Genomic DNA, 22,323 nt, shown 5'->3' on the forward strand with positions numbered 1-22,323 from the left:
GCTAGCCCTGCGGTCCCAGATACCCCAGCGACGCCTCGATGCGCCCCGCCAGATGGTCGCGCGGCACCGGCCCCCGGTGCCCCGAACCGGCAAGCCACGTACGGCACTTGCTCGCCAGCAGCAGGCCGAAGGCCTCGGCCTCCTTCTCCTCGGCGAGGTCGAAGTGGGTGCGGGCGGCGACCGCGCGGAGGGTGGCCCGCAGGTCGGCCTCGTCGTCCAGGAGGCGGGCCGCGACCTTGGTGCCCTCGACGTGCCGGCCGCAGTGCCCCGCCTGCATGTGCCACAGCTCGTGGCCCAGGATCACCAACTGGTGGTCGGGGGCGGTGCGTTCCTCGATCACGACGAGGTCCTGGTCGGTCATGTCGAGCCACAGGCCGCTGGCCGTGTCCGGCGGGAAGGCGGCCGTACGGAAGTGGACCGGGCGGGCTCGGCGTCTGCTCATGGCCGCGCACAGGGCGCCGTACAGGTCCGTGGGCGAGGCCGGCACCGGGAGCGTGAGTTCCGCGACCAACTCGCCGCACAGGCGGCGCATTTCCCTGCCGATCCCCACAGTTCTCCCTCGGCTCACGACTCGGGCCGCTTGACGCTCTCCAGAAGCATGTCCAGCCACTCCGCCACCTTGTCGCGGTGCTGGTCGGTGGGCAGCTGGGCGGCCCGCCAGGCGATGCCCCGGACGCCGTGGTCCTGAAGCAGCTTCTCCAGCGGGTCCTCGGCCGCCCCGGCCTGCTCCCGCTCGGCGAGCTTCTGCAGCAGCTCCTGCTCGGTGCCCTGGAGGGTGCCGGTGAGGGCCTCGGGGTCCGCGGCCGTCAGGAAGCCCGCGTGCACGCGGAAGAAGCGCTGGATGGCGTCACAGTGCTCCATCGTGGGCCGCCGGTCGCCGTTGATCAGGGCGCCGGCCTGCTGGCGGGACATGCCCGCGCCGTCGGCGATCTCCTGCTGGGTGTACTTGCGGCCGTTGGGCTTCAGGCGGGTACGGCGGAGCAGGTCGAGGCGCTGGAGGAAGCGGGCCTGCACGTCGGGCTCACCGGCGGGGTGGCCGCGCAGCAGCGCCTTGACGACCGGTTCCGGGACGCCCGAGGCGACCGACAGCCGGACCGTGTCGAAGACCTCCGCGTTCGGCACGCCCAGGCGACCGGCGAGCGTGGTGACGCGAGCGACGGCGGCCGACAGCGCCGCGTTCGTCGCCGTGGTGCCCGGACTCTCGAAGCCATCCGTCACCGACAGATCTCCTACGTTTCTCACAGGCTTCTCACAAGCGGTTGCCGTGAACTCGACGGAGATTACCGGGTGGTTCGAACTCACATCCAGACGTCGCCACAACTGTGGCCAATTTCAGCCGTCAACCGGCATGGAATGCCACGATAGTTGACACAACTCGCGTCCGGGCCCCAGGATCAAGGCGCCACGCGCGTGGCCGCATAGGCAAGAGGGGTGACCTCCCGATGGCGTTTCAGGCAGGAGGGCAGCGGCCGGCACCGCGGCCCGTCCCCGAGAGTCCCGAGGCCCAGGCGTACCTACAGGACTACGCCGCCCTCCTGGAGGCCGTCCCCTTCCCGTCCGTAGTCATCGACCACCGCTGGGACGTCGTTCTCTCCAACAACGCTTTCGCGTCACTTTTCAGCGCGATGGGCCCGCATCCGACGGCCATGCCCGGCGAGAACTTCCTCAGATTCGTGCTGTTCCACCCGGACGCGGGGACCGTGCTCGGCGAGCACGAGTCGAGCTGGTGCCTGCCGATGCTGGCCCACTTCGCCGCCGCCGTCGAGCGGTACGGCCACGACCACGGGCTCCAGGCCATCCGGCGGGAGATCGCCCAGGACCCGATCATGGAGGCCGCCTACCGGCAGGGCCTGCCGCACTGGATCCGGGTGATGGGCGAGCGGGCGGTGGAACACGACGGCGCCGTACGGTCTCTGGTGCATCCCGATCCGCGGTGGGGTGCCACCGAGTGCCGGGTCGTGGACGAGACGCCGCGGACGCTGCGGGACATGGGATACACGCGGATGACGCTGGTGCTGCGGGAGGCCCGCCGTGAGCGGCCTCGGGCCCGCTCGGCACGCCTCGCGGGCGCACACCTCAGGGTGGTGCCGGCCTCCGAGGCCTGACCTGGCCCCGCCGGCGTTCAGGTCGCCGACGGTGCCATGTCAGCAAACCGGCGGTCAGCGCGCGGACGTCACCAGGACGAGCGGGACGCCCCGGCAGGGGATCAGCCGCATCCCGTCGTGCCGGGCGGGCCGCCCCCGCTCCAGTACGGCGCCGAAGTCCGGTCCCTTGGTGAGGGAGCCGGCGAGGTGCGCCGGGTCGGCCGAAGCCGCCACCCGGCCACGGGCGTTCACCAGGCGGGTGCGCCCGGGCAGCCGGCGCAGCAGCGGCAGCGCGGCCGCCTCGAAGTGGCGCAGGTAGATGTCCGCCGCAGCCACGCCCGCGAACCGGCCCGCCACCTCGACCGGCGCGGACAGGGTGAGGCTGTACTCGTCCGAGCAGAGGTAGTCGACGTACGGCCCCGCCACCGCCCGCTCACCGGTGTCCCGGGGCAGCGCGAACCAGTCCCAGTGCGTGTAGTCCGAGTACGCCGACTGGTTCGGGTCCAGGTCCAGCAGCAGCGGCCGTACGTCGCCCTCGGCGGTGCTCTGCCACCACTCCAGCCACGCCGGTACGTCGGCCAGCAGCCCCGGCGCGGCGACGAAGCCCACGCCGGACACCAACTCCTGCCGGTTCAGCCGCAGATGGAGGCCGGGGCGCAGTGCGGCGAGGTCCACGGTCGCGGGCCGGCGGTGCTCCGCGGCCACCCGCGCGAGCAGGGCCGCCGTATCGGCCCGGGTCTCGGCGACGGCCCCGAACACCGCCTCGAGCGCACCGCCGACCTGTGCCGCCACCTGCTCCTCGACGGACGCGCCGAGCGTCGTGGCCGCCGCGCTGACCAGGCCGGGGCTGCTGCTCATGGCGCCCTCCAGCGGACGGGACCGGGCGCGGCGCGGCTTCAGAGGGCGAGGCGCAACGCGATCAGCCGTGCCGTCGACTCCTGGACGCACCGCTCGGCCAGCTCCCTGGCCGATGTGTGGGCCCCATCCTGCACGGCCGAGATTACGGACCGGTGACGGTCCGCCACCTCTTCACGATATTCGTCGTCCCCGAGCACAAGGCAGAGCAGCGCCCCGACCTCCGTCTGGAGAGCCACCTGTTCACGGGTCAGCCGGGCCGACTGGGCGGCCGCGGCCAGCTCCACATGGAAGCGGCCGTATACGCGACTGCGCGCCGCCGCGTCCTCGGCCTGGCCCAACTCCTCGGCCGTACGCCGTAGTTGTACGAGGTCGTCCGGCTCCGTGCGCTCCGCGGCGAGCCGGGCCGCCATACCGGACAGGGCGGCCCAGTGGTCGCCCAGGTCGCGCAGCTCCTCGGGGCTCCAGCCACGCAGCCGGACCTTGAGGCGCTCCTCGCCGGGCACTTCCGGGAGGGAGACGAAGGAGCCGCCGCCGCGGCCCCGCCGGGTGGTGACCAGACCCTGCTGGCGCAGGGCCATCAGAGCCTCCCGCAGGGTCACGGTGGACACACCGAGCTGGCCCGCCAGCTCGCTCTCGCCGGGCAGCTGCTCCCCGTCGGCGAGCAGGCCGAGCTCGATGGCGTCGCCGATGCGGCGGACCACCGCGTCGACGCGGGCGCGGTTGTCCACCGGGGTGAAGACGGCTCTGCGGGCGCCGCCGTTCATCTGCTGCTGCTTCACGGCCACCACCTTGTGCGTTGACTCAAGCTTTACCCTAAGGGGGCCTTGAGCTTTGAACTATGACTTCATATCTTTCCGCTTAACGTAAGAGAGCGCCAGAAAGGTTCCCGCCCATGGAGGGGATTGCGATCCGGCTGGAGGAACTGCGGAAGTCGTTCGGGGAGACGACCGCGGTGGCCGGGATCGACCTGGAGATCAGGGACGGGGAGTTCTTCTCCATGCTCGGCCCCTCGGGCTCGGGCAAGACCACCGTGCTGCGCATGATCGCCGGGTTCGAGACACCGACGGAGGGACGGATCGAGCTCGCCGGGCAGGAGGTCACCGGCCTCGCCCCCTTCGAACGGGACGTGCACACCGTCTTCCAGGACTACGCCCTCTTCCCGCACATGACCGTCGAGCAGAACGTCGCCTACCCCCTCAGGGTCCGCAAGGTCCCCAAGGCGGAACGGCTGGTGCGCGCCCGCAAGGCCCTTGCAGAGGTACGCCTGGAGGGTTACGGCAAGCGCAGGCCCGCCCAGCTGTCCGGCGGCCAGCGTCAGCGCGTGGCCCTCGCCCGCGCCCTCGTCGGCCGCCCCCGCGTACTGCTGCTGGACGAACCACTCGGCGCCCTCGACCTCAAGCTGCGCGAGCAGATGCAGGTCGAGCTCAAGGCCCTGCAACGCGAGGTCGGCATCACCTTCGTCTTCGTCACCCACGACCAGGAGGAGGCCCTGACGATGAGCGACCGCATCGCCGTCTTCGACCAGGGCCGCATCCAGCAGGTCGGCACCCCCGCCGAGATCTACGAACGCCCCGCGACCCCCTTCGTGGCGTCCTTCGTCGGCACCTCCAACCTGCTGGAGGGCGAGTCCGCGCAGCGCGTCGTCGGCACCCCCGGCGTCTACAGCGTCCGGCCCGAGAAGATCCGGATCCTCAAGGAGTCGGCCGAGACCGACGAGCCGGACCACACGACCGCCGTCGGCACCGTCGCCGAGGTCGTCTACCTGGGGGACGCGACCCGCTTCCTGGTCGACCTCGACGCCGGCGGCCGCCTCACCGCGCTCCAGCAGAACCTGGAGACCTCCGCCGAGGACGTCGCCGCCTACCGCGGCACCAGGGTCCGCCTTCAGTGGCACCACCGCCACACGATCCAGGTCCCCGACACCCGCTGAAGCCCCCTCACGGTTATGGAGAACGTCGTGCGCATCACCCGAACGTTCCAGGTGGCGGCCGCCGCCGCGCTGCTCGTCGCGGCCACCGCCTGCGGATCCTCCGACTCCGGCAGCTCCTCGGCCACCGGCCTCAACCCCCCTGACCTCAAAGCCCAGTCGAAGCTCGGCACGTCCGAGGGCCAGGTCAACCTCATAGCCTGGGCCGGCTACGTCGAGGACGGCTCCAACGACCCCGAGGTCGACTGGGTCACCCCCTTCGAGAAGCAGACCGGCTGCAAGGTCAACTCCAAGGTCGCCGCCAGCTCCGACGAGATGGTCAAGCTGATGAAGACCGGCCAGTACGACGCCGTCTCCGCCTCCGGCGACGCCTCCCTGCGCCTCATCGCGTCCGGCGACGCGGCCCCCGTGAACACCAAGCTGGTCCCCAACTACGCCGACATCTTCAGCGGGTTGAAGAACGGCAGCTGGAACTCCGTCAAGGGCCAGATGTACGGCATCCCGCACGGCCGGGGCGCCAACCTGCTGATGTACAACACCCAGAAGGTCAGCCCGGCCCCCACCTCCTGGTCCGCGGTGTTCGACGACGCCTCGAAGTACAAGGGCCATGTGACGGCGTACGACTCCCCGATCTACATCGCGGACGCGGCGCTGTATCTCAAGGCCACCAAGCCCGAGTTGAAGATCAAGGACCCGTACGCCCTCGACCAGAAGCAGTTCGACGCGGCCGTCGCGCTGCTGAAGAAGCAGAACGCCGACATCGGCGAGTACTGGAGCGACTACCTCAAGGAGATCTCCGCCTTCAAGAGCGGTGACTCCGTTGTCGGCACCACCTGGCAGGTGATCGCCAACCTCACCGCCGACGAGGGCGTCAAGGTCAAGGCCTTCGTGCCCAAGGAGGGTTCGACCGGCTGGTCCGACACCTGGATGCTCTACTCCAAGGCCAAGCACCCCAACTGCGCCTACCAGTGGATGAACTGGATCGTCTCCCCGAAGGTCAACGCCCAGGTCGCCGAGTACTTCGGCGAGGCCCCGGCCAACTCCAAGGCCTGCGACTACACCAGCGACAAGACCTTCTGCACGACCTACCACGCCTCGGAAGAGAGCTACTGGAAGAACATCGCCTTCTGGAACACGCCCATCGAGCAGTGCCTGGACGGCCGTACGGACGTGAAGTGCGTGCCCTACGCCAAGTGGGTCCAGGCCTGGACCGAGATCAAGGGCTGAACACGTGACCGTACTGACCCGGACGGCGGGGGCGCTGCACCGGCGCCCCCGGCTCCGGCTGGCCCTGCTGCTGACCGCGCCGCTGCTGTGGCTGGCCGTGCTCTACCTCGGCTCGCTCGCCGTCCTGTTCGCCTCCGCGTTCTGGACCACCGACTCCTTCACCTCCGAGGTGGTGAAGGTCTGGTCGACCGACAACTTCCACGCGCTGTTCACCACGCCCGTCTACCGCCAGGTGATCCTCCGCAGCATCGGCGTGGCCCTCGCGGTCACCGCCCTGTGCGTGGTGATCGCCTCCCCGGTCGCCTTCTACACCGCGCGGGTGGCGAAGCCGAGGTGGCGCCCGCTGCTGGTCGTCGCCATCCTGACGCCCCTGTGGGCGAGTTACCTGGTCAAGGTGTACGCCTGGCGGCTGATCCTGTCCGAGGGCGGACTGGCCGACTGGATGCTGAAGCCGTTCGGCCTGAGCGGACCGGGCTTCGGCCTTCCCGCCGCCGTACTGACCCTGACGTACCTCTGGCTGCCGTACATGATCCTGCCGATCCACACGGCGCTTGAGCAGCTGCCCGCCAACCTGCTCGACGCGTCCGCGGACCTGGGGGCACGGTCCTGGCGGACCTTCCGTTCCGTCGTACTGCCGATGGTGCTGCCGTCCGTCGTCGCCGGGTCGGTCTTCACCTTCTCGCTGAGCCTCGGCGACTACATCACTGTGCAGATCGTCGGCGGCAAGACCCAGCTCATCGGCAACCTCGTCTACTCCAACATCGAACTCAACCTGCCGATGGCCGCCGCGCTCGGCACCGTCCCGGTCGTCGTCATCGTCGTGTACCTGCTGGCGATGCGCCGCACGGGCGCGCTCAGCAGCCTGTAGAGGAGCTCGCCGTGCAACTCTCCCGTTCCGCGCGCATCGCGCTGCGCGTCGCCGCCGGGCTCGGATTCGCCGTGATCTACCTCCCGTTGCTGCTGGTCCTCGTCAACTCCCTCAACCCGGACCGCAGCGCGAGCTGGCCCCCACCGCGCCTGACGCTGCGCTGGTGGTCGGTGGCGTGGCAGAACTCCGGCGCGCGGGAGGCACTTTGGGTCTCCGTCAAGGCGGGTCTGGGCGCCACCGCCATCGCCCTCGTGCTGGGCACGCTCATCGCCTTCGCCGTCGCCCGGCACCGCTTCTTCGGCCGGGACGCCATCTCTTTCGTGGTCGTCCTGCCGATCGCCCTGCCCGGCATCGTCACGGGCATCGCCCTCAACTCGGCCTTCGGTACGGTACTCGAGCCGCTGGGCGTGGGCCTCGGACTGTTCACGGTGATCGTCGGACACGCGACCTTCTGCATCGTCGTGGTCTTCAACAACGTGGTGGCGAGGCTTCGGCGCACATCGGGGTCGTACGAGGAGGCGGCGATGGATCTGGGGGCGAACACCTTCCGGGCCTTCGTCGACGTCACGTTCCCGCTGGTCCGTTCGGCGCTGTTCGCCGGCGGCCTGCTGGCCTTCGCGCTGTCCTTCGACGAGATCGTGGTGACGACCTTCACGGCGGGGCCGGGGATCGAGACGCTGCCGATCTGGATCTTCAACAACATGACACGACCGCAGCAGGCACCGGTGGTGAATGTCGTGGCGGCGGTGCTGGTGCTGCTGTCGGTGGTTCCGATCTACGTGGCTCAGCGGTTGTCCGCGGATACGGCGAGTGGGAGTCGGGTCTAGGGGCAGGGCGCTTCGGGGTCACGTCGGCACTGTTCCCAGCTCCAGTGGTATGTGACATAGTACTGGCGTGAGTCAGCCGCTGACCTGCGATGTCGTGGTGGTCGGCGCCGGAATGGTAGGTGCCGCCTGCGCGCTGTACGCGGCTCGTGCCGGCCTGGACGTCGTCGTGGTGGACCGTGGCCCGGTGGCCGGCGGTACGACCGGCGCCGGGGAGGGGAACCTCCTGGTCTCCGACAAGGCGCCGGGTCCCGAGCTGGACCTCGCGCTGCTGTCGGGGCGACTCTGGGATCAACTCGCGCAGGAATTCGGGGAGTTCATCGAGTACGAGGCCAAGGGTGGCGTGGTCGTGGCCACTTCCCCGGGCGGCCTCACCGCGCTGGAGGGACTCGCCGCCGAGCAGCGGGCCGCCGGAGTCGCCGCCGAACCCGTCGCGGGCGACGCCCTCTACGCCCTCGAACCCCACCTCGCCCATGGCCTCCCCGGCGGCATGCACTATCCGCAGGACAGCCAGGTGATGCCCGCCCTGGCCGCCGCCCATCTGCTGCGGGCGTCCGGCGCCCGCCTGTTCACCGGCCGCACCGTGACGGACGTACTGCGCGACTCCGCGGGGGCCGTGCTCGGCGTGCGAACCGACCAGGGCGACATCCACGCTCCCGCGCTCGTCAACGCGGCCGGCACCTGGGGCGGCGACCTCGCCGCTCTCGCGGGTGCCACCCTCCCGATCCTCCCGCGCCGCGGCTACGTCCTCGTCACCGAACCCCTGCCGCGCATGGTCCGCCACAAGGTGTACGCCGCCGACTACGTGGCCGACGTGGCCAGCGACTCGGCCGCGTTGCAGACCTCGTCCGTCGTGGAGGGCACCGCCGCCGGGCCGATCCTGATCGGCGCGAGCCGTGAACGCGTCGGCTTCGACCGGTCGTTCTCGCTCCCGGCCCTGCGTGCCCTCGCCGCGGGCGCGACCAGGCTGTTTCCCTTCCTGGCCGACGTCCACGCGATCCGTTCCTACGTCGGCTTCCGCCCGTACATGCCGGACCACCTGCCCGCCATCGGCCCCGACCCCCGCGTCCCCGGCCTCTACCACGCCTGCGGCCACGAGGGCGCCGGCATCGGCCTCTCCGCCGGCACCGGGCACCTGCTCGCGCAACTCCTGGCCGCGAAGACACCCGATCTGGACCTGACGCCGTTCCGCCCCGACCGCTTCGCCGAGGAGGCCGTGTGATCTCGCCGCTCGACCTCGCCGACGCCCACCCGGGGCCGGCCTTCACGGTCACCCTGGACGGCCGGGAGATCGAGGCGCTGCCCGGCCAGACCGTCGCCGCCGCACTGTGGACGGCAGGGGTCACCTCCTGGCGCGCCAGCCGGGGCGAAGGCCGCCCACGCGGCGTCTTCTGCGGCATCGGCGTCTGCTTCGACTGCCTCGTCACCGTCAACGATCGCCCCAACCAACGGGCTTGCCTGGTTCCGGTGGCCCCGGGTGACGTGATCCGCACACAGGAGGGGACCGGGTGGGATGAGTGAACGACCGCGGCTGGCGGTGATCGGAGCCGGACCGGCGGGCCTCGCCGCGGCCCTCGCGGCCGCCGAACGCGGAGTACGGGTCACGCTCATCGACTCGGCCGCGGCAGCCGGCGGGCAGTTCTACCGGCAGCCCGCCACCGAACTCCGCGCCCGCCGCCCGCAGGCCCTGCACCACCAATGGCGGACCTGGGAGCGCCTGAGGGACGGGCTGAACGATCACGTAACGGCAGGCGCCGTACGCCACTTGACGGACCATCACGTCTGGTTCGTCGAGCGCCTGCCCGACGGCTTCACCGTCCACGCACTCCTCGGCCCCGAGCAGGATGACCCGGCGACCGTCCGCGCCGACGCCGTGCTCCTCGCCACCGGCGGGTACGAGCACGTCCTGCCCTTCCCCGGCTGGACCCTCCCGGGTGTTCTCACGGCAGGCGGCGCCCAGGCCATGCTCAAGGGAACCCTCACGCTGCCCAGCCGCACCGCCGTCGTAGCCGGAACCGGGCCACTGCTCCTGCCGGTCGCGACCGGACTCGCCGCGGCCGGAGCGGAGTTGGCGGCCCTCGTCGAGTCCGCCGAACCACGGGCCTTCGTACGGCAGTCCCGCGCGCTCGCCGCCCAGCCCGGCAAGCTGGGCGAAGGGGCCGCGTACGCGGGCCGGTTGCTCCGGCACCGGGTGCGCACCCTCTTCCGGCACACCGTCGTCGAAGCCCACGGCACCGAGCGCGTCGAGTCGGTGACGGTCGCCGCACTCGACGCCGACGGCCGGGCCAGGCCGGGCACCGGACGCCGTATCACCTGCGACACCCTTGCGGTCAGCCACGGCATGCTGCCGCACACCGACCTTGCGGAGAGCCTCGGTTGCCGCCTCGACGGCCTGGACGTCCACGTCGACGACGAACAGCGCACCGACGTCCCCGGTGTCTGGGCCGCGGGGGAGACCACCGGCATCGGCGGCTCGGCCCTCGCACTCGCCGAGGGGCACATCGCGGGCAGCTCCGCCGCGGCACGCCTGCGCGGTACCGAGCCCGACCCGGGGGAGTGGGCGACGGTCGCCAAGTCCCGTACGAGAGAACGGGAGTTCGCCGCCGCCCTCGACCGCGTCTACCGGCCGCCCGCGCACTGGAGCGAACGGGTCACCGACGACACCGTCGTCTGCCGGTGCGAGGAGGTGACCGCCGGGACCGTACGCGAAGCCGTCGACGAGCTCGGCGCGGGCGATCTCCGCACCGTGAAGCTGCTGACCCGGGCCGGCATGGGGTGGTGTCAGGGCCGAATGTGCGGGCCTGCCGTCGCCGGTCTGACCGGCTGTCAACTCGTCCCGTCCCGGCGGCCGTTCGCCCGGCCCGTGCCGCTCGGCGTACTCGCTCAGGAGCCCGACCAGCCCACCGAGAGAGGATCCTCATGACCGACCACCGCCCCTGGCGCGGCGTCCTCGTCGCCACCGCACTCCCGCTGAACGACGACCTCTCCGTGAACTACGACAGGTACGCCGAGCACTGTGCCTGGCTCGTCGAGAACGGCTGCGACGGAGTCGTCCCCAACGGCTCCCTCGGCGAGTACCAGGTGCTCACGCCCGAGGAGCGCGCCAAGGTCGTGGAGACGGCCGTCGCCGCGATCGGCGGGCAGCGCGTCATGCCCGGCGTCGCCGCCTACGGCTCCGCCGAGGCCCGCCGCTGGGCCGAGCAGGCGCGCGACGCGGGGTGCGCGTCGGTGATGCTGCTGCCGCCCAACGCCTACCGCGCCGACGGGCGTTCGGTGCTCGCGCACTACGCCGAGGTGGCGAAGGCGGGCGTGCCGGTCGTGGCGTACAACAACCCGATCGACACCAAGGTCGACCTGGTACCGGAGCTGCTCGCCGAGCTGCACGCCGAAGGACACATCCACGCCGTCAAGGAGTTCTCCGGCGATGTCCGCCGCGCCTGGCGGCTGGCCGAACTCGCCCCGGAACTGGACCTGTTGATCGGCGCCGACGACGTCCTGCTCGAGCTCGCGATCGCGGGTGCGAAGGGCTGGGTGGCCGGCTACCCGAACGCCCTGCCCGCCGCGAGCGCCGCCCTGTACCACGCGGCCGTCGACGGCGACCTGGCCACCGCCAAGAAGCTGTATGAACAGCTGCACCCGCTGCTGCGCTGGGACTCGAGGGTCGAGTTCGTGCAGGCCATCAAGTTGTCCATGGACATCGTCGGCCGGCACGGTGGGATCTGCCGTCCGCCCCGAGTTCCGTTGCTTCCCGAGCAGGCGGCCGCCGTCCGGGCCGCCACCGAGCAGGCCGTCGCGGCCGGATTGGCGTAAGGACCATGCGCAGCAGACTCGTCCTGCACGCCGTCGACTCGCACACCGAGGGCATGCCCACCCGCGTGATCACCGGCGGCATCGGCACCATCCCCGGCGCGACCATGAACGAGCGGCGCCTGTACTTCCGCGAACACCGCGACGACATCAAGCAGTTGCTGATGAACGAGCCGCGCGGCCACTCCGCCATGAGCGGCGCGATCCTCCAGCCGCCGACCCGCCCCGACTGCGACTGGGGCGTCGTCTACATCGAGGTCTCCGGCTACCTCCCGATGTGCGGACACGGCACGATCGGCGTGGCGACCGTGCTCGTCGAGACCGGCATGGTCGAGGTCGTCGAGCCGGTGACAACGATCCGGCTGGACACCCCGGCGGGGCTCGTCGTCGCCGAGGTGGCGGTGGAGGGCGGCGCGGCGAAGGCGGTGACGCTGCGGAACGTGCCGTCGTTCTCGGTGGGGCTGGACCGGAAGGTGGCGTTGGCTGACGGTTCGTCAGTAATATATGACATGGCATACGGCGGGAACTTCTACGCCATCCTCCCCATCGACCGCCTCGCCCTCCCCTTCGACCGCTCCCGCAAGGACGACATCCTCAACGCCGCCCTCGCGCTCATGGACGCCATCAACGCCGAGGACGAGCCCGTCCACCCCGAGGACCCGTCCATCCGCGGCTGCCACCACGTCCACCTGATCGCCCCCGGCTCCACCGCCCGCCACTCCCGCCACGCCATGGCGATCCACCCGGGCTGGTTCGACCGCTCGCCCTGCGGCACCGGCACCAGCGCGCGCATGGCGCAGCTGGCCGCACGCGGCGAACTCCCGCTGCACACCGAGTTCGTCAACGAGTCCTTCATCGGCACCCGCTTCACCGGCCGCCTCCTGGGCGAGACCGAGGTCGCGGGCCGCCCGGCCGTCCTGCCCAGCTTCACCGGCCGCGCCTGGATCACCGGAACCGCCCAGTACCTGCTGGATCCGGAGGACCCCTTCCCGGCCGGGTTCGTGCTCTAGAGGACCCGATAATGTCCGGTGACCCAAGGAGGACGATCACCATGACCCCGAAGAAGCGCCCCGCCGTGCCCGCCCTCGGCGGCAGGAGCCCCAACTACCGGGAACGGGTCGTGGACGTGCTGCGGGCGGCGCTGATCTCCGGTGAACTGCGCCCCGGCCAGGTCTATTCGGCGCCCGCCCTCGCGCCCCGCCTCGGCGTCTCCGCGACCCCGGTCCGCGAGGCCATGCTGGAGCTGGTCAAGGAGGGCATGGTCGAGATCGTCCCGAACAAGGGCTTCCGGGTCTCCGTCCTCTCCGAGCAGCAGCTCGACGAGTACACCCACATCCGCTCCCTGATCGAGATCCCCACCACCGTCGGCCTCGCGGCCACCGCCGACCCCGCCGACCTGAAAGCACTCCGCGCCACCGCCATGGAGTGCGTCACCTCCGCCGGGAAGGGCGACCTCATCGCCTACGTCGAGGCGGACCTGAACTTCCACCTCGGGCTGCTGGCGCTGGCGGGCAACGAGCATCTCGTCGAGGTGGTACGGGACTTGCGCCGCCGTTCCCGCCTGTACGGGCTGACCGCACTGGTCGAGTCGGGCCGACTGGAGGCCTCCGCCCGCGAGCACCTCGAACTCCTCGACGCACTGCTCGCCCGCGACGCCGAGAAGACGCGGGAGGTCATGACCCGGCACCTCGGCCACGTCCGCGGGCTGTGGGCCGCGCGCGGCGAGGACCACTGAGGCGAGGACCGCCGGCAGATTCACGCAAACGGCTTGCGTTCCTTGCGCTATTCTTGCGCGCATGACGCGACGACTTGCCGAGGTGGCGAAGAAGGTCGGGGTCAGCGAGGCCACGGTCAGCCGGGTGCTCAACGGCAAGCCCGGGGTCTCCGATGCCACCCGGCAGGCGGTGCTGAGCGCGCTGGACGTGCTCGGTTACGAGCGGCCCACGCAACTGCGCGGTGAGCGGGCCCGGCTCGTCGGGCTCGTCCTGCCCGAGCTGCAGAACCCCATCTTCCCGGCGTTCGCCGAGGTGATCGGCGGGGCGCTCGCGCAGCTCGGACTGACGCCGGTGCTGTGCACCCAGACCAAGGGCGGCGTCTCCGAGGCGGACTACGTGGACCTGCTGCTGCAACAGCAGGTCTCCGGCGTCGTCTTCGCCGGCGGGCTGTACGCCCAGGCAGACGCCCCGCACGACCACTACCGGCGGCTCGCCGAGCGCAACATCCCGGTCGTGCTGGTCAACGCGTCCATCGACGACCTCGGCTTCCCCGGCGTCTCCTGCGACGACGCCGTCGCGGTGGAGCAGGCCTGGCGGCACCTCGCCTCCCTCGGGCACGAGCGGATCGGGCTGGTGCTCGGGCCCGGCGACCATGTGCCGTCGGCCCGCAAGCTCGCCGCCGCACGGGCCATGGGTGAACTCCCGGACGAGCACGTCGCCCGCGCCATGTTCTCGATCGAGGGCGGGCACGCGGCCGCCACCCGGCTTCTCGACCGTGGCGTCACCGGCTTCATCTGCGCCAGCGACCCCCTCGCCCTCGGAGTCGTCAGGGCCGCCCGCCGCAAGGGGCTCGACGTGCCGGGCCGGGTCTCGGTCGTCGGCTACGACGACTCGGCCCTCATGAACTGCACCGAACCCCCGCTGACCACCGTTCGCCAGCCCATCGAGGCCATGGGAAGGGCAGCCGTGGAGCTGCTGAACGCGCAGGTCAACGGCAACTCCGTAGCACCGGACGAGCTGCTGTTCGAGCCCGAGCTGGTGGTCCGGGGGTCGACCGCGCAAGCGCCTCGTGACTGAGATCCGCTCGGCTGTCCAATAATTTCAAATTTCGCGCGACATCTTGCGGACAGATGTTGGCGGTGCTTGAGTGTGCCCCGCCCACCGCTCCTGCCACGAGGGGTCCACCGATGAGAAGCACCGGGTTCCGCCGTACGTTCGTCGCGCTCAGTGTCTGTTCCCTCGCCCTCGCCGCGTCCGGCTGCGGGTCCGGCGGCGACGGCTCGGCGAGCGGCAAGACACGCATCACGGTCAACTGCGAGCCGCCCAAGAGCGCCAAGGTCGACCGCGGCTTCTTCGAGCAGGACGTCTCCGCCTTCGAGAAGCAGAACCCGGACATCGACGTCGTCGCGCACGACGCGTTCCCCTGCCAGGACCCCAAGACCTTCGACGCCAAGCTCGCCGGCGGGCAGATGGAGGACGTCTTCTACACGTACTTCACCGACGCCAAGCACGTCGTCGACATCAAACAGGCGGCCGATCTCACCCCGTACATCAAGGAGTTGAAGAGTTACGCCACCATCCAGCAGCAACTGCGCGACATCTACACAGTCGACGGGAAGATCTACGGCATCCCGCGCACCGGCTACTCGATGGGCCTGATCTACAACCGCAGGCTCTTCGAGAAGGCCGGCCTCGACCCCGACCGGCCGCCGGCCACCTGGGAAGAGGTCCGCGCCGACGCCAAGAAGATCGCCGCGCTCGGCGGCGGCACCGTCGGATACGCCGACTACAGCGCCCAGAACCAAGGCGGTTGGCACTTCACCGCCGAGCTGTACTCGCAGGGCGGCGACGTCGTGAGCGCCGACGGCAAGCAGGCCACCATCGACACCCCCGAGGGCCACGCCGTGCTGCAGAACCTGCACGACATGCGCTGGACCGACGACTCGATGGGCAGCAAGCAGCTCCTGGTCATCAACGACGTGCAGCAGATGATGGGTTCGGGCAGGCTCGGCATGTATCTCTCCGCGCCGGACAACATCCCGATCCTGGTCAAGGAGAAGGGCGGCAGCTACAAGGACCTCGCCCTCGCGCCCATGCCCGGCGGGAAGGGCACGCTCATCGGCGGCGACGGCTACATGTTCAACAAGCACGACACGCCCGCCCAGATCAGGGCCGGCCTGAAGTGGCTGGACCACATGTTCCTCACCCCCGGCACCGGCTTCCTCGGCGACTACGCCCGCGCCAAGAAGGCGGACGCCCCGGTCGGCCTGCCTGAGCCGCGCCTGTTCACCGGCGCCGCCGACGCCAAGGACCAGCAGGTGAAGAAGGCCAACGCCAATGTGCCGGTGGAGAACTACCAGGCCTTCCTCGACGGCAACCACAGCCTCCAGCTGAAGATCGAACCACCGGACGCCCAGCAGCTCTACTCCGTCCTCGACTCCGTCGTCTCCGCCGTCCTCACCAAGAAGGACGCCGACATCGACCAGCTCCTCAAGGACGCCTCCGGCAAGATCGACGGCATCCTGGCGCGAGGCTGACGGGCATGACGAAGACGGCCGAGCGGCGACCGGTCGAGACGGCCGCCGTCCACCCGGTCCAGGCGTCGCCTCCGGCAGGGGAGCGGAGGCGGCGCCGCCTCGCCGACCAGGTCCGCGCCTACGCGTTCCTCCTCGGCGGCCTCGCCTGCTTCGCCCTGTTCTCCTGGTACCCGGCGATCCGCGCGGTCGTGATCGCCTTCCAGAAGTACACGCCGGGCTCACCGCCGGAGTGGGTCGGCACCGCGAACTTCACCCGCGTCTGGCACGACCCGGAGTTCACCGCCGCCTGGCGCAACACCCTCACCTTCACCCTGCTCGCCCTGCTGATCGGCTTCGCGATCCCCTTCGTGATGGCCCTCGTCCTGAACGAACTCCGGCACGCCAAGGCCTTCTTCAGGGTGGTGGTCTACCTCCCGGTGATGATCCCGCCGGTGGTCAGCGCCCTGCTGTGGAAGTGGTTCTACGACCCCGGAGCCGGCCTCGCCAACGAGACGCTCCGCTTCCTGCACCTGCCCACCTCGAACTGGTCCAACGGCGCCGACACCGCGCTCATCTCCCTTGTCATCGTGGCCACTTGGGCCAACATGGGCGGCACCGTCCTGATCTACCTGGCCGCCCTCCAGTCCATCCCGGGCGAGCTGTACGAGGCGGCGGAGCTGGACGGCGCGAACCTCCTCCAGCGCATCCGCCATGTGACGATCCCTCAGACTCGTTTCGTCATCCTCATGCTGATGCTCCTTCAGATCATCGCCACGATGCAGGTGTTCACGGAGCCCTTCGTCATCACTGGCGGCGGCCCGGAGAACGCCACGGTCACCGTCCTCTACCTGATCTACAAATACGCCTTCCTCTACAACGACTTCGGCGGCGCCTGCGCACTCAGCGTCATGCTCCTCGTGCTGCTCGGCGCCTTCTCCGCCGTATACCTGCGGCTGACCCGCTCCGGAGAGGGGGACCTGTGAGCACCCGCACCCTGATCTCCCCGGCGACCCTGGCCCGCCCGCGCGGCAAAGCCGTCTACTGGGCCGTCTTCACCACCGTCGTCCTGATCTTCGCCCTCGCCTTCCTCTTCCCGGTCTACTGGATGGTGACCGGCGCGACGAAGTCCCCGGACGAGATCGCCGAGACCCCGCCCACGCTCGTCCCGACCCACTGGCACCTCAGCGGCTACACCGACGCCTGGGACCTGATGCAGCTCCCGCGGCACCTGTGGAACACGGTCGTCCAGGCGGCCGGCGCCTGGGCGTTCCAGCTGGTCCTGTGCACGGCCGCCGCCTACGCCCTGTCCCGGCTCCGGCCGGTCTTCGGCAAGGTGATCCTCGGCGGCATCCTCGCCACGCTGATGGTCCCGGCCCAGGCGCTCGTCGTACCGAAGTACCTGACCGTGGCGGACCTGGGCCTCCTCAACGACCCCCTGGCCATCTGGCTCCCGGCCGCCGCCAACGCATTCAACCTGTACCTCCTCAAACGGTTCTTCGACCAACTCCCGCGCGATGTCCTGGAGGCCGCCGAGATGGACGGCGCCGGAAAGCTGCGCACCCTCTGGTCGATCGTGCTGCCCATGTCCCGGCCGGTCCTCGGAGTCGTGTCGATCTTCGCGCTGGTCGCCGTGTGGCAGGACTTCCTGTGGCCGCTGATGGTCTTCTCCGACACCGACAAGCAGCCCATCAGCGTGGCACTCGTGCAGCTGTCGCAAAACATCCAACTGACCGTGCTCATCGCCGCGATGGTCATCGCGAGCATCCCGATGGTCGCCCTGTTCCTGCTCTTCCAGCGGCACATCATCGCGGGCATCAGCGCGGGCGGCACCAAGGGCTGACGCCCTCCCTCCGACCGAAAGGCAAGCACAGTGGGACAGCCCCGCCATGCCCAGCAGGAGTGGTGGCGCTCCGCCGTCATCTACCAGGTGTACGTCCGCAGCTTCGCCGACGGCGACGGAGACGGCACCGGTGACCTCGCGGGCGTCCGCTCGAAGCTGCCGTATCTCGCCGAACTCGGCGTGGACGCGCTGTGGTTCAGCCCCTGGTACCTCTCGCCGAAGAAGGACGGGGGTTACGACGTCGCCGACTACCGCGTGATCGACCCGGCCTTCGGCACGCTCGCCGAGGCCGAGAAGCTGATCGCCGAGGCGCGGGAACTCGGCATCCGCACCATCGTCGACATCGTGCCCAACCACGTGTCCGACCAGCACCCCTGGTTCCGTGCCGCGCTCGCCGCCGGGCCCGGCAGCCCCGAGCGCGAGCTGTTCCACTTCCGCCTTGGACGCGGCCCCGACGGCCAACTCCCGCCCAACGACTGGCCGTCCCAGTTCCTCGGCTCCACCGAGCCCGTGTGGACCCGGCTGCCCGACGGCGACTGGTACCTGCATCTGTTCACTCCCGAGCAGCCGGACCTCAACTGGGCCCATCCGGCGGTCCGTCAGGAGCACGAGGACATCCTGCGCTTCTGGTTCGAGCGAGGCGTCGCCGGCGTCCGCATCGACTCGGCCGCCCTGCTCGCCAAGGACCCGGAGCTGCCCGACTACGTCGAGGGCCGCGACCCCAACCCCTTCGTCGACCGCGACGAACTCCACGACATCTACCGCTCGTGGCGCGCGGTGGCCGACGAGTACGACGGCGTCTTCGTCGGAGAGGTGTGGCTGCCCGACGCGGAGCGCTTCGCCCGCTACCTCCGCCCCGACGAACTGCACACCGCCTTCAACTTCTCCTTCCTGTCCTGCCCTTGGGACGCGGACCGGCTCCGTACATCGATCGACACCACGCTCGCCGAGCACGCCCCGGTGGGCGCCCCCGCCACCTGGGTCCTGTGCAACCACGACGTGACGCGGACCGTCAGCCGCTACGGCCGTACCGACACCGGCTTCGACTTCGCCGCCAAGGCCTTCGGCACCTCCACCGACCTCGCCCTCGGTACCCGGCGCGCCCGCGCGGCCGCCTTGCTGTCGCTGGCGCTGCCGGGATCCGTCTACGTCTACCAGGGCGAGGAACTGGGCCTGCCCGAGGCCGAGGTCCCGCGCGACCGCATCGAGGACCCGATGTACCTCCGCTCCGGCGGCACCGACCCGGGGCGCGACGGGTGCCGGGTGCCGTTGCCGTGGGCCGCCGAGGCGCCGTACGCGGGCTTCGGTTCGCAGCAGGAGCCGTGGCTGCCGCAGCCCGCGGACTGGGCAACGTACGCCGCCGACCGCCAGGCCGCGGACCCCGGCTCGATGCTCGCCCTGTACCGCGCGGCGATCGGGCTGCGGTCCGTGTTCGGGGACGGCCCGCTCAGCTGGCTGCCCGCACCCGAGGGCGTCCTCGCCTTCGCCCGCGCGGAAGGCCGCGCCAGGTGCGTGGTGAACCTCGCCGACATCCCCGCCGAACTGCCTGCCCAGCTGCAACTTCTTCTGGCCAGCGGTCCGTTGACCACCGACGGCCGACTGCCGAAGGACACCGCGGTCTGGCTGAGCGCCTGAGCCGCAGCCGACCGCAGCCGCTATCCCCGCACCCCCACCCCGAAGGGATCAGCACATGCACAGGTCCAGATCTGTCAGGCGCATGCCAGCAATGGGTGCCGTGGTCGCCCTCTCCGCCGGACTGCTCACCGCCACCGTCCCCGCCGCCCACGCGGCCTCCGGCGCCACCCTGCCCTTCACCTCGGTCGAGGCCGAGTCCGCCACCTCCACCGGCACGAGGATCGGCCCCGACTACACCCAGGGCACCCTCGCCTCCGAGGCCTCCGGCCGCCAGGCCGTGCGCGTCACTGCGGGGCAGCGCGTCGAGTTCACCGTGCCGCGCGCGGCCAACGCCGTGAACCTCGCCTACAGCGTCCCGGACGGCCAGTCCGGCTCCCTCGACGTGTACGTCAACGGCACGAAGATCAGCAAGACGCTGGCGGTGACCTCCAAGTACTCGTACATCGAGACCAGTTGGATCCCGGGCGCCAAGCAGCACCACTTCTTCGACAACGCCCGGCTGCTCCTCGGGCAGAACCTCCAGTCCGGCGACAAGGTCGCCTTCCAGTCCACGGGCACCCAAGTCACCGTGGACGTCGCCGACTTCGAGCAGGTCGACGCCGCCGCCTCACAGCCGGCCGGCTCGGTCTCGGTCACCTCGAAGGGCGCCGATCCCAGCGGCAACGGCGACTCCACCCAGGCCTTCCGGGATGCGATCTCCGCCGCCCAAGGGGGAGTGGTGTGGATCCCGCCGGGCGACTACAAGCTGACCTCGTCCCTGAGCGGCGTGCAGAACGTGACGCTCCAGGGCGCGGGCAGCTGGTACTCGGTCGTGCACGGCTCCCGCTTCATCGACCAGTCCAGCTCCTCCGGGGGCGTGCACATCAAGGACTTCGCTGTCATCGGAGAGGTCACCGAGCGCGTCGACTCCAACCCGGACAACTTCGTCAACGGCTCGCTGGGGCCGAACAGTTCGGTCTCCGGCATGTGGCTCCAGCACCTCAAGGTCGGCCTCTGGCTGATGGGCAACAACGACAACCTGGTCGTCGAGAACAACCGCATCCTCGACACCACCGCCGACGGCCTCAACCTCAACGGCAACGCCCGCGGGGTCCGCGTCCGCAACAACTTCCTGCGCAACCAGGGCGACGACTCCCTCGCCATGTGGTCGCTGTACTCGGCGGACACCAACTCCAGCTTCGAGAACAACACCATCTCGCAGCCCAACCTCGCCAACGGCATCGCGATCTACGGCGGTACGGACATCGCCGTGAAGAACAACCTGGTCTCCGACACCAACGCCCTCGGCAGCGGTATCGCGATCTCCAACCAGAAGTTCCTCGACCCCTTCTCCCCGCTGGCCGGGACGATCACGGTCGACGGCAACACCCTCGTCCGCGCAGGGGCGATGAACCCCAACTGGAACCACCCGATGGGTGCGCTGCGCGTCGACTCGTACGACAGCGCCATCAACGCCGACGTCAGCATCACCGACACGACGGTCACCGACAGCCCGTACAGCGCCTTCGAGTTCGTGTCGGGCGGCGGGCAGGGCTATCCCGTCCGCAATGTCACCTTGGACGGCGCGACCGTGCGCAACACCGGGACGGTGGTCGTCCAGGCCGAGGCGCAGGGGGCGGCCACCTTCCGCAATGTCACGGCCACTTCGGTGGGCGCGGCCGGCATCTACAACTGCCCCTACCCGGCGAGCTCCGGCACCTTCACGCTCACCGACGGCGGCGGCAACTCCGGCTGGAGCAGCACCTGGTCGGACTGCTCGACCTGGCCGCAACCCGGCCAGGGCAACCCCGACCCGGACCCGAACCGCAACCTCGCCAAGGGTCGCCCGGCCACCGCCACCGGCTCACAGGACGTCTACACGCCCGGCAAGGCGGTCGACGGTGACGCGGGCAGCTACTGGGAGTCCACCAACAACGCCTTCCCGCAGTCCTGGACGGTCGACCTGGGCTCGTCCTACGTGGTACGGCGACTGGTGCTGAAGCTGCCCCCGTCGACGGCGTGGGGTGCGCGTACCCAGACCATCACCGTGCTGGGCAGCACCGACGGCTCCAACTACTCGACGGTGGTGGGCTCTTCCGGCTACCGCTTCGACCCGGCCACCGGCAACACCGCCACGGTCGCGCTGCCGAGCAGCACGAATCTCCGCTATCTGCGGCTGTCCGTCAGCGCCAACACCGGCTGGCCCGCAGGGCAGTTCAGTGAGGTGGAGGCGTATCCGACTTCGTGACCGCGTCCTGCGGGACCCCGCGCTTCGCCGCCTGGATCTGCTCGTACACATGGGTCCGCAGCTCGGCGAAGCGCGGGGCGACCCGGGTGTGCAACTGGTCGCGCTCGTCCGGCAGATCGACCTTCAGCTGCTCCTGTACGACGGTGGGGGAGGCGGACAGGACGACCACCCGCTCGCCCAGGTACACCGCCTCGTCGATGTCGTGGGTGACGAACAGGATCGTCATCGCGCGCTCCCGCCACAACCGCCGTACCAGGTCCTCCAGATCGGCACGGGTCTGGGCGTCGACCGCCGCGAACGGCTCGTCCATCAGCAGGACGTCGGGTTCGTAGGCGAGTGCGCGGGCGATGGCGACGCGCTGCTGCATACCGCCGGACAGCTGCCACGGGTAGGCGCCGGCGGCGTCGGTGAGGCCGACCGACTCCAGTGCGTCGGCGACCAGTTCCCTGCGCCGGGCCCTGGTCAAGTCCTTCTGCTTCAGGGGGAGTTCGATGTTCTCGGCGACCCGCATCCAGGGGAACAGACTGCGGCCGTACTCCTGGAAGACGAACGCCATCCCGGGCGGCGGCCCGCTCACCGGACTGTCCGCGAGTGTCACCTGGCCGGCCGTCGGCGTGAGCAGGCCGCCCACGCACTTGAGGAGGGTCGTCTTGCCGCAGCCCGACGGGCCGACCAGACAGACGAGTTCGCCCGCCTCCACCGTGAAGGTGAGGTCCCGCACCGCCTCGACACGGCGGCCGGACCCCTCGTAGACCTTCTTCAGGCCGCGTACGTCGAGCATGGACCGCCCTTTCA

22 protein-coding genes are annotated in these 22,323 nt (G+C 70.3%); 17 read left to right on the forward strand and 5 right to left on the reverse strand.

The window, feature by feature from the left end; genetic code table 11:
- Nucleotide 1 precedes the first annotated feature (1 nt).
- A complete protein-coding gene (locus ACQEWB_RS41620; RefSeq protein WP_432844281.1) occupies nucleotides 2-532 on the reverse strand; it encodes a toxin-antitoxin system, toxin component in 531 nt (176 codons plus the stop codon).
- 32 nt (nucleotides 533-564) lie between these two features.
- Nucleotides 565-1,218, reverse strand: a complete 654-nt coding sequence (locus ACQEWB_RS41625; RefSeq protein WP_432840676.1) for a helix-turn-helix domain-containing protein — start codon at nucleotides 1,216-1,218, stop codon at nucleotides 565-567.
- A 224-nt stretch (nucleotides 1,219-1,442) separates the two neighbouring features.
- Between ACQEWB_RS41625 and ACQEWB_RS41630 the strand changes: the two genes are divergently transcribed.
- Nucleotides 1,443-2,105, forward strand: coding sequence for a hypothetical protein (locus ACQEWB_RS41630; RefSeq protein ID WP_432840678.1), 663 nt, complete (start codon nucleotides 1,443-1,445; stop codon nucleotides 2,103-2,105).
- A gap of 54 nt (nucleotides 2,106-2,159) precedes the next feature.
- Here ACQEWB_RS41630 and ACQEWB_RS41635 read toward each other — a convergent pair whose 3' ends face one another.
- Nucleotides 2,160-2,942 (reverse strand): cache domain-containing protein, encoded by a 783-nt coding sequence (locus ACQEWB_RS41635; RefSeq protein ID WP_432840680.1) that lies wholly within the window; start codon nucleotides 2,940-2,942, stop codon nucleotides 2,160-2,162.
- A gap of 38 nt (nucleotides 2,943-2,980) precedes the next feature.
- A complete protein-coding gene (locus ACQEWB_RS41640) occupies nucleotides 2,981-3,706 on the reverse strand; it encodes a FadR/GntR family transcriptional regulator (protein WP_432844283.1) in 726 nt (241 codons plus the stop codon).
- A 128-nt stretch (nucleotides 3,707-3,834) separates the two neighbouring features.
- On the opposite strand from ACQEWB_RS41640, the gene ACQEWB_RS41645 reads away from it, so the two are divergent.
- The 16 genes from ACQEWB_RS41645 (at nucleotide 3,835) to ACQEWB_RS41720 (ending at nucleotide 21,528) form a co-directional block, all read left to right on the forward strand.
- Nucleotides 3,835-4,872 (forward strand): ABC transporter ATP-binding protein, encoded by a 1,038-nt coding sequence (locus ACQEWB_RS41645; protein ID WP_432840682.1) that lies wholly within the window; start codon nucleotides 3,835-3,837, stop codon nucleotides 4,870-4,872.
- Nucleotides 4,873-4,887: 15 nt separating this feature from the next.
- Nucleotides 4,888-6,096, forward strand: coding sequence for an ABC transporter substrate-binding protein (locus tag ACQEWB_RS41650; protein ID WP_432840684.1), 1,209 nt, complete (start codon nucleotides 4,888-4,890; stop codon nucleotides 6,094-6,096).
- A gap of 4 nt (nucleotides 6,097-6,100) precedes the next feature.
- Nucleotides 6,101-6,964 (forward strand): ABC transporter permease, encoded by an 864-nt coding sequence (locus ACQEWB_RS41655; protein ID WP_432840686.1) that lies wholly within the window; start codon nucleotides 6,101-6,103, stop codon nucleotides 6,962-6,964.
- A gap of 11 nt (nucleotides 6,965-6,975) precedes the next feature.
- Nucleotides 6,976-7,791: an ABC transporter permease gene (locus tag ACQEWB_RS41660; RefSeq protein ID WP_432840688.1), complete on the forward strand. Its 816-nt coding sequence runs from the start codon at nucleotides 6,976-6,978 to the stop codon at nucleotides 7,789-7,791.
- Nucleotides 7,792-7,858: 67 nt separating this feature from the next.
- The gene (locus ACQEWB_RS41665; RefSeq protein WP_432840690.1) at nucleotides 7,859-9,010 is read left to right on the forward strand and encodes an NAD(P)/FAD-dependent oxidoreductase; all 1,152 of its coding nucleotides are present in this window, start codon (nucleotides 7,859-7,861) and stop codon (nucleotides 9,008-9,010) included.
- Nucleotides 9,010-9,309, forward strand: coding sequence for a (2Fe-2S)-binding protein (locus tag ACQEWB_RS41670; protein WP_432844285.1), 300 nt, complete (start codon nucleotides 9,010-9,012; stop codon nucleotides 9,307-9,309). The genes ACQEWB_RS41665 and ACQEWB_RS41670 overlap by 1 nt, the downstream gene beginning before the upstream one ends.
- Nucleotides 9,302-10,711, forward strand: coding sequence for an FAD-dependent oxidoreductase (locus tag ACQEWB_RS41675; protein WP_432840692.1), 1,410 nt, complete (start codon nucleotides 9,302-9,304; stop codon nucleotides 10,709-10,711). The genes ACQEWB_RS41670 and ACQEWB_RS41675 overlap by 8 nt, the downstream gene beginning before the upstream one ends.
- Nucleotides 10,708-11,598 carry a dihydrodipicolinate synthase family protein gene (locus ACQEWB_RS41680; RefSeq protein WP_432840694.1) on the forward strand — a complete coding sequence of 297 codons (891 nt, stop codon included), beginning with the start codon at nucleotides 10,708-10,710 and terminating at the stop codon, nucleotides 11,596-11,598. The genes ACQEWB_RS41675 and ACQEWB_RS41680 overlap by 4 nt, the downstream gene beginning before the upstream one ends.
- A gap of 5 nt (nucleotides 11,599-11,603) precedes the next feature.
- Nucleotides 11,604-12,605, forward strand: coding sequence for a proline racemase family protein (locus tag ACQEWB_RS41685; protein WP_432840696.1), 1,002 nt, complete (start codon nucleotides 11,604-11,606; stop codon nucleotides 12,603-12,605).
- Between the two features lie 41 nt (nucleotides 12,606-12,646).
- Entirely contained in the window at nucleotides 12,647-13,330 is a 684-nt protein-coding gene (locus ACQEWB_RS41690; protein WP_432840698.1) for a GntR family transcriptional regulator, read from the forward strand.
- Between the two features lie 61 nt (nucleotides 13,331-13,391).
- Nucleotides 13,392-14,387, forward strand: coding sequence for a LacI family DNA-binding transcriptional regulator (locus ACQEWB_RS41695; RefSeq protein ID WP_432840700.1), 996 nt, complete (start codon nucleotides 13,392-13,394; stop codon nucleotides 14,385-14,387).
- Between the two features lie 110 nt (nucleotides 14,388-14,497).
- The gene (locus tag ACQEWB_RS41700) at nucleotides 14,498-15,847 is read left to right on the forward strand and encodes an ABC transporter substrate-binding protein (protein WP_432840702.1); all 1,350 of its coding nucleotides are present in this window, start codon (nucleotides 14,498-14,500) and stop codon (nucleotides 15,845-15,847) included.
- Between the two features lie 5 nt (nucleotides 15,848-15,852).
- A complete protein-coding gene (locus ACQEWB_RS41705) occupies nucleotides 15,853-16,809 on the forward strand; it encodes a carbohydrate ABC transporter permease (protein WP_432840704.1) in 957 nt (318 codons plus the stop codon).
- Nucleotides 16,806-17,666 carry a carbohydrate ABC transporter permease gene (locus tag ACQEWB_RS41710; RefSeq protein WP_432840706.1) on the forward strand — a complete coding sequence of 287 codons (861 nt, stop codon included), beginning with the start codon at nucleotides 16,806-16,808 and terminating at the stop codon, nucleotides 17,664-17,666. Before ACQEWB_RS41705 ends, ACQEWB_RS41710 begins: the two co-directional genes overlap by 4 nt.
- Before the next feature lie 30 nt (nucleotides 17,667-17,696).
- Complete coding sequence (locus ACQEWB_RS41715) at nucleotides 17,697-19,301, forward strand: glycoside hydrolase family 13 protein (RefSeq protein ID WP_432840708.1); 1,605 nt, start codon at nucleotides 17,697-17,699, stop codon at nucleotides 19,299-19,301.
- Nucleotides 19,302-19,383: 82 nt separating this feature from the next.
- Complete coding sequence (locus tag ACQEWB_RS41720) at nucleotides 19,384-21,528, forward strand: discoidin domain-containing protein (RefSeq protein ID WP_432840710.1); 2,145 nt, start codon at nucleotides 19,384-19,386, stop codon at nucleotides 21,526-21,528.
- Here the strand turns inward: ACQEWB_RS41720 and ACQEWB_RS41725 are convergent.
- Nucleotides 21,497-22,309 carry an ABC transporter ATP-binding protein gene (locus ACQEWB_RS41725; protein ID WP_432840712.1) on the reverse strand — a complete coding sequence of 271 codons (813 nt, stop codon included), beginning with the start codon at nucleotides 22,307-22,309 and terminating at the stop codon, nucleotides 21,497-21,499. The two genes, ACQEWB_RS41720 and ACQEWB_RS41725, sit on opposite strands and share 32 nt — an antisense overlap.
- Nucleotides 22,310-22,323: the final 14 nt, after the last annotated feature.

The sequence above is a fragment of the Streptomyces sp. CA-249302 genome, assembly GCF_050936785.1.
Lineage (GTDB): Bacteria > Actinomycetota > Actinomycetes > Streptomycetales > Streptomycetaceae > Streptomyces.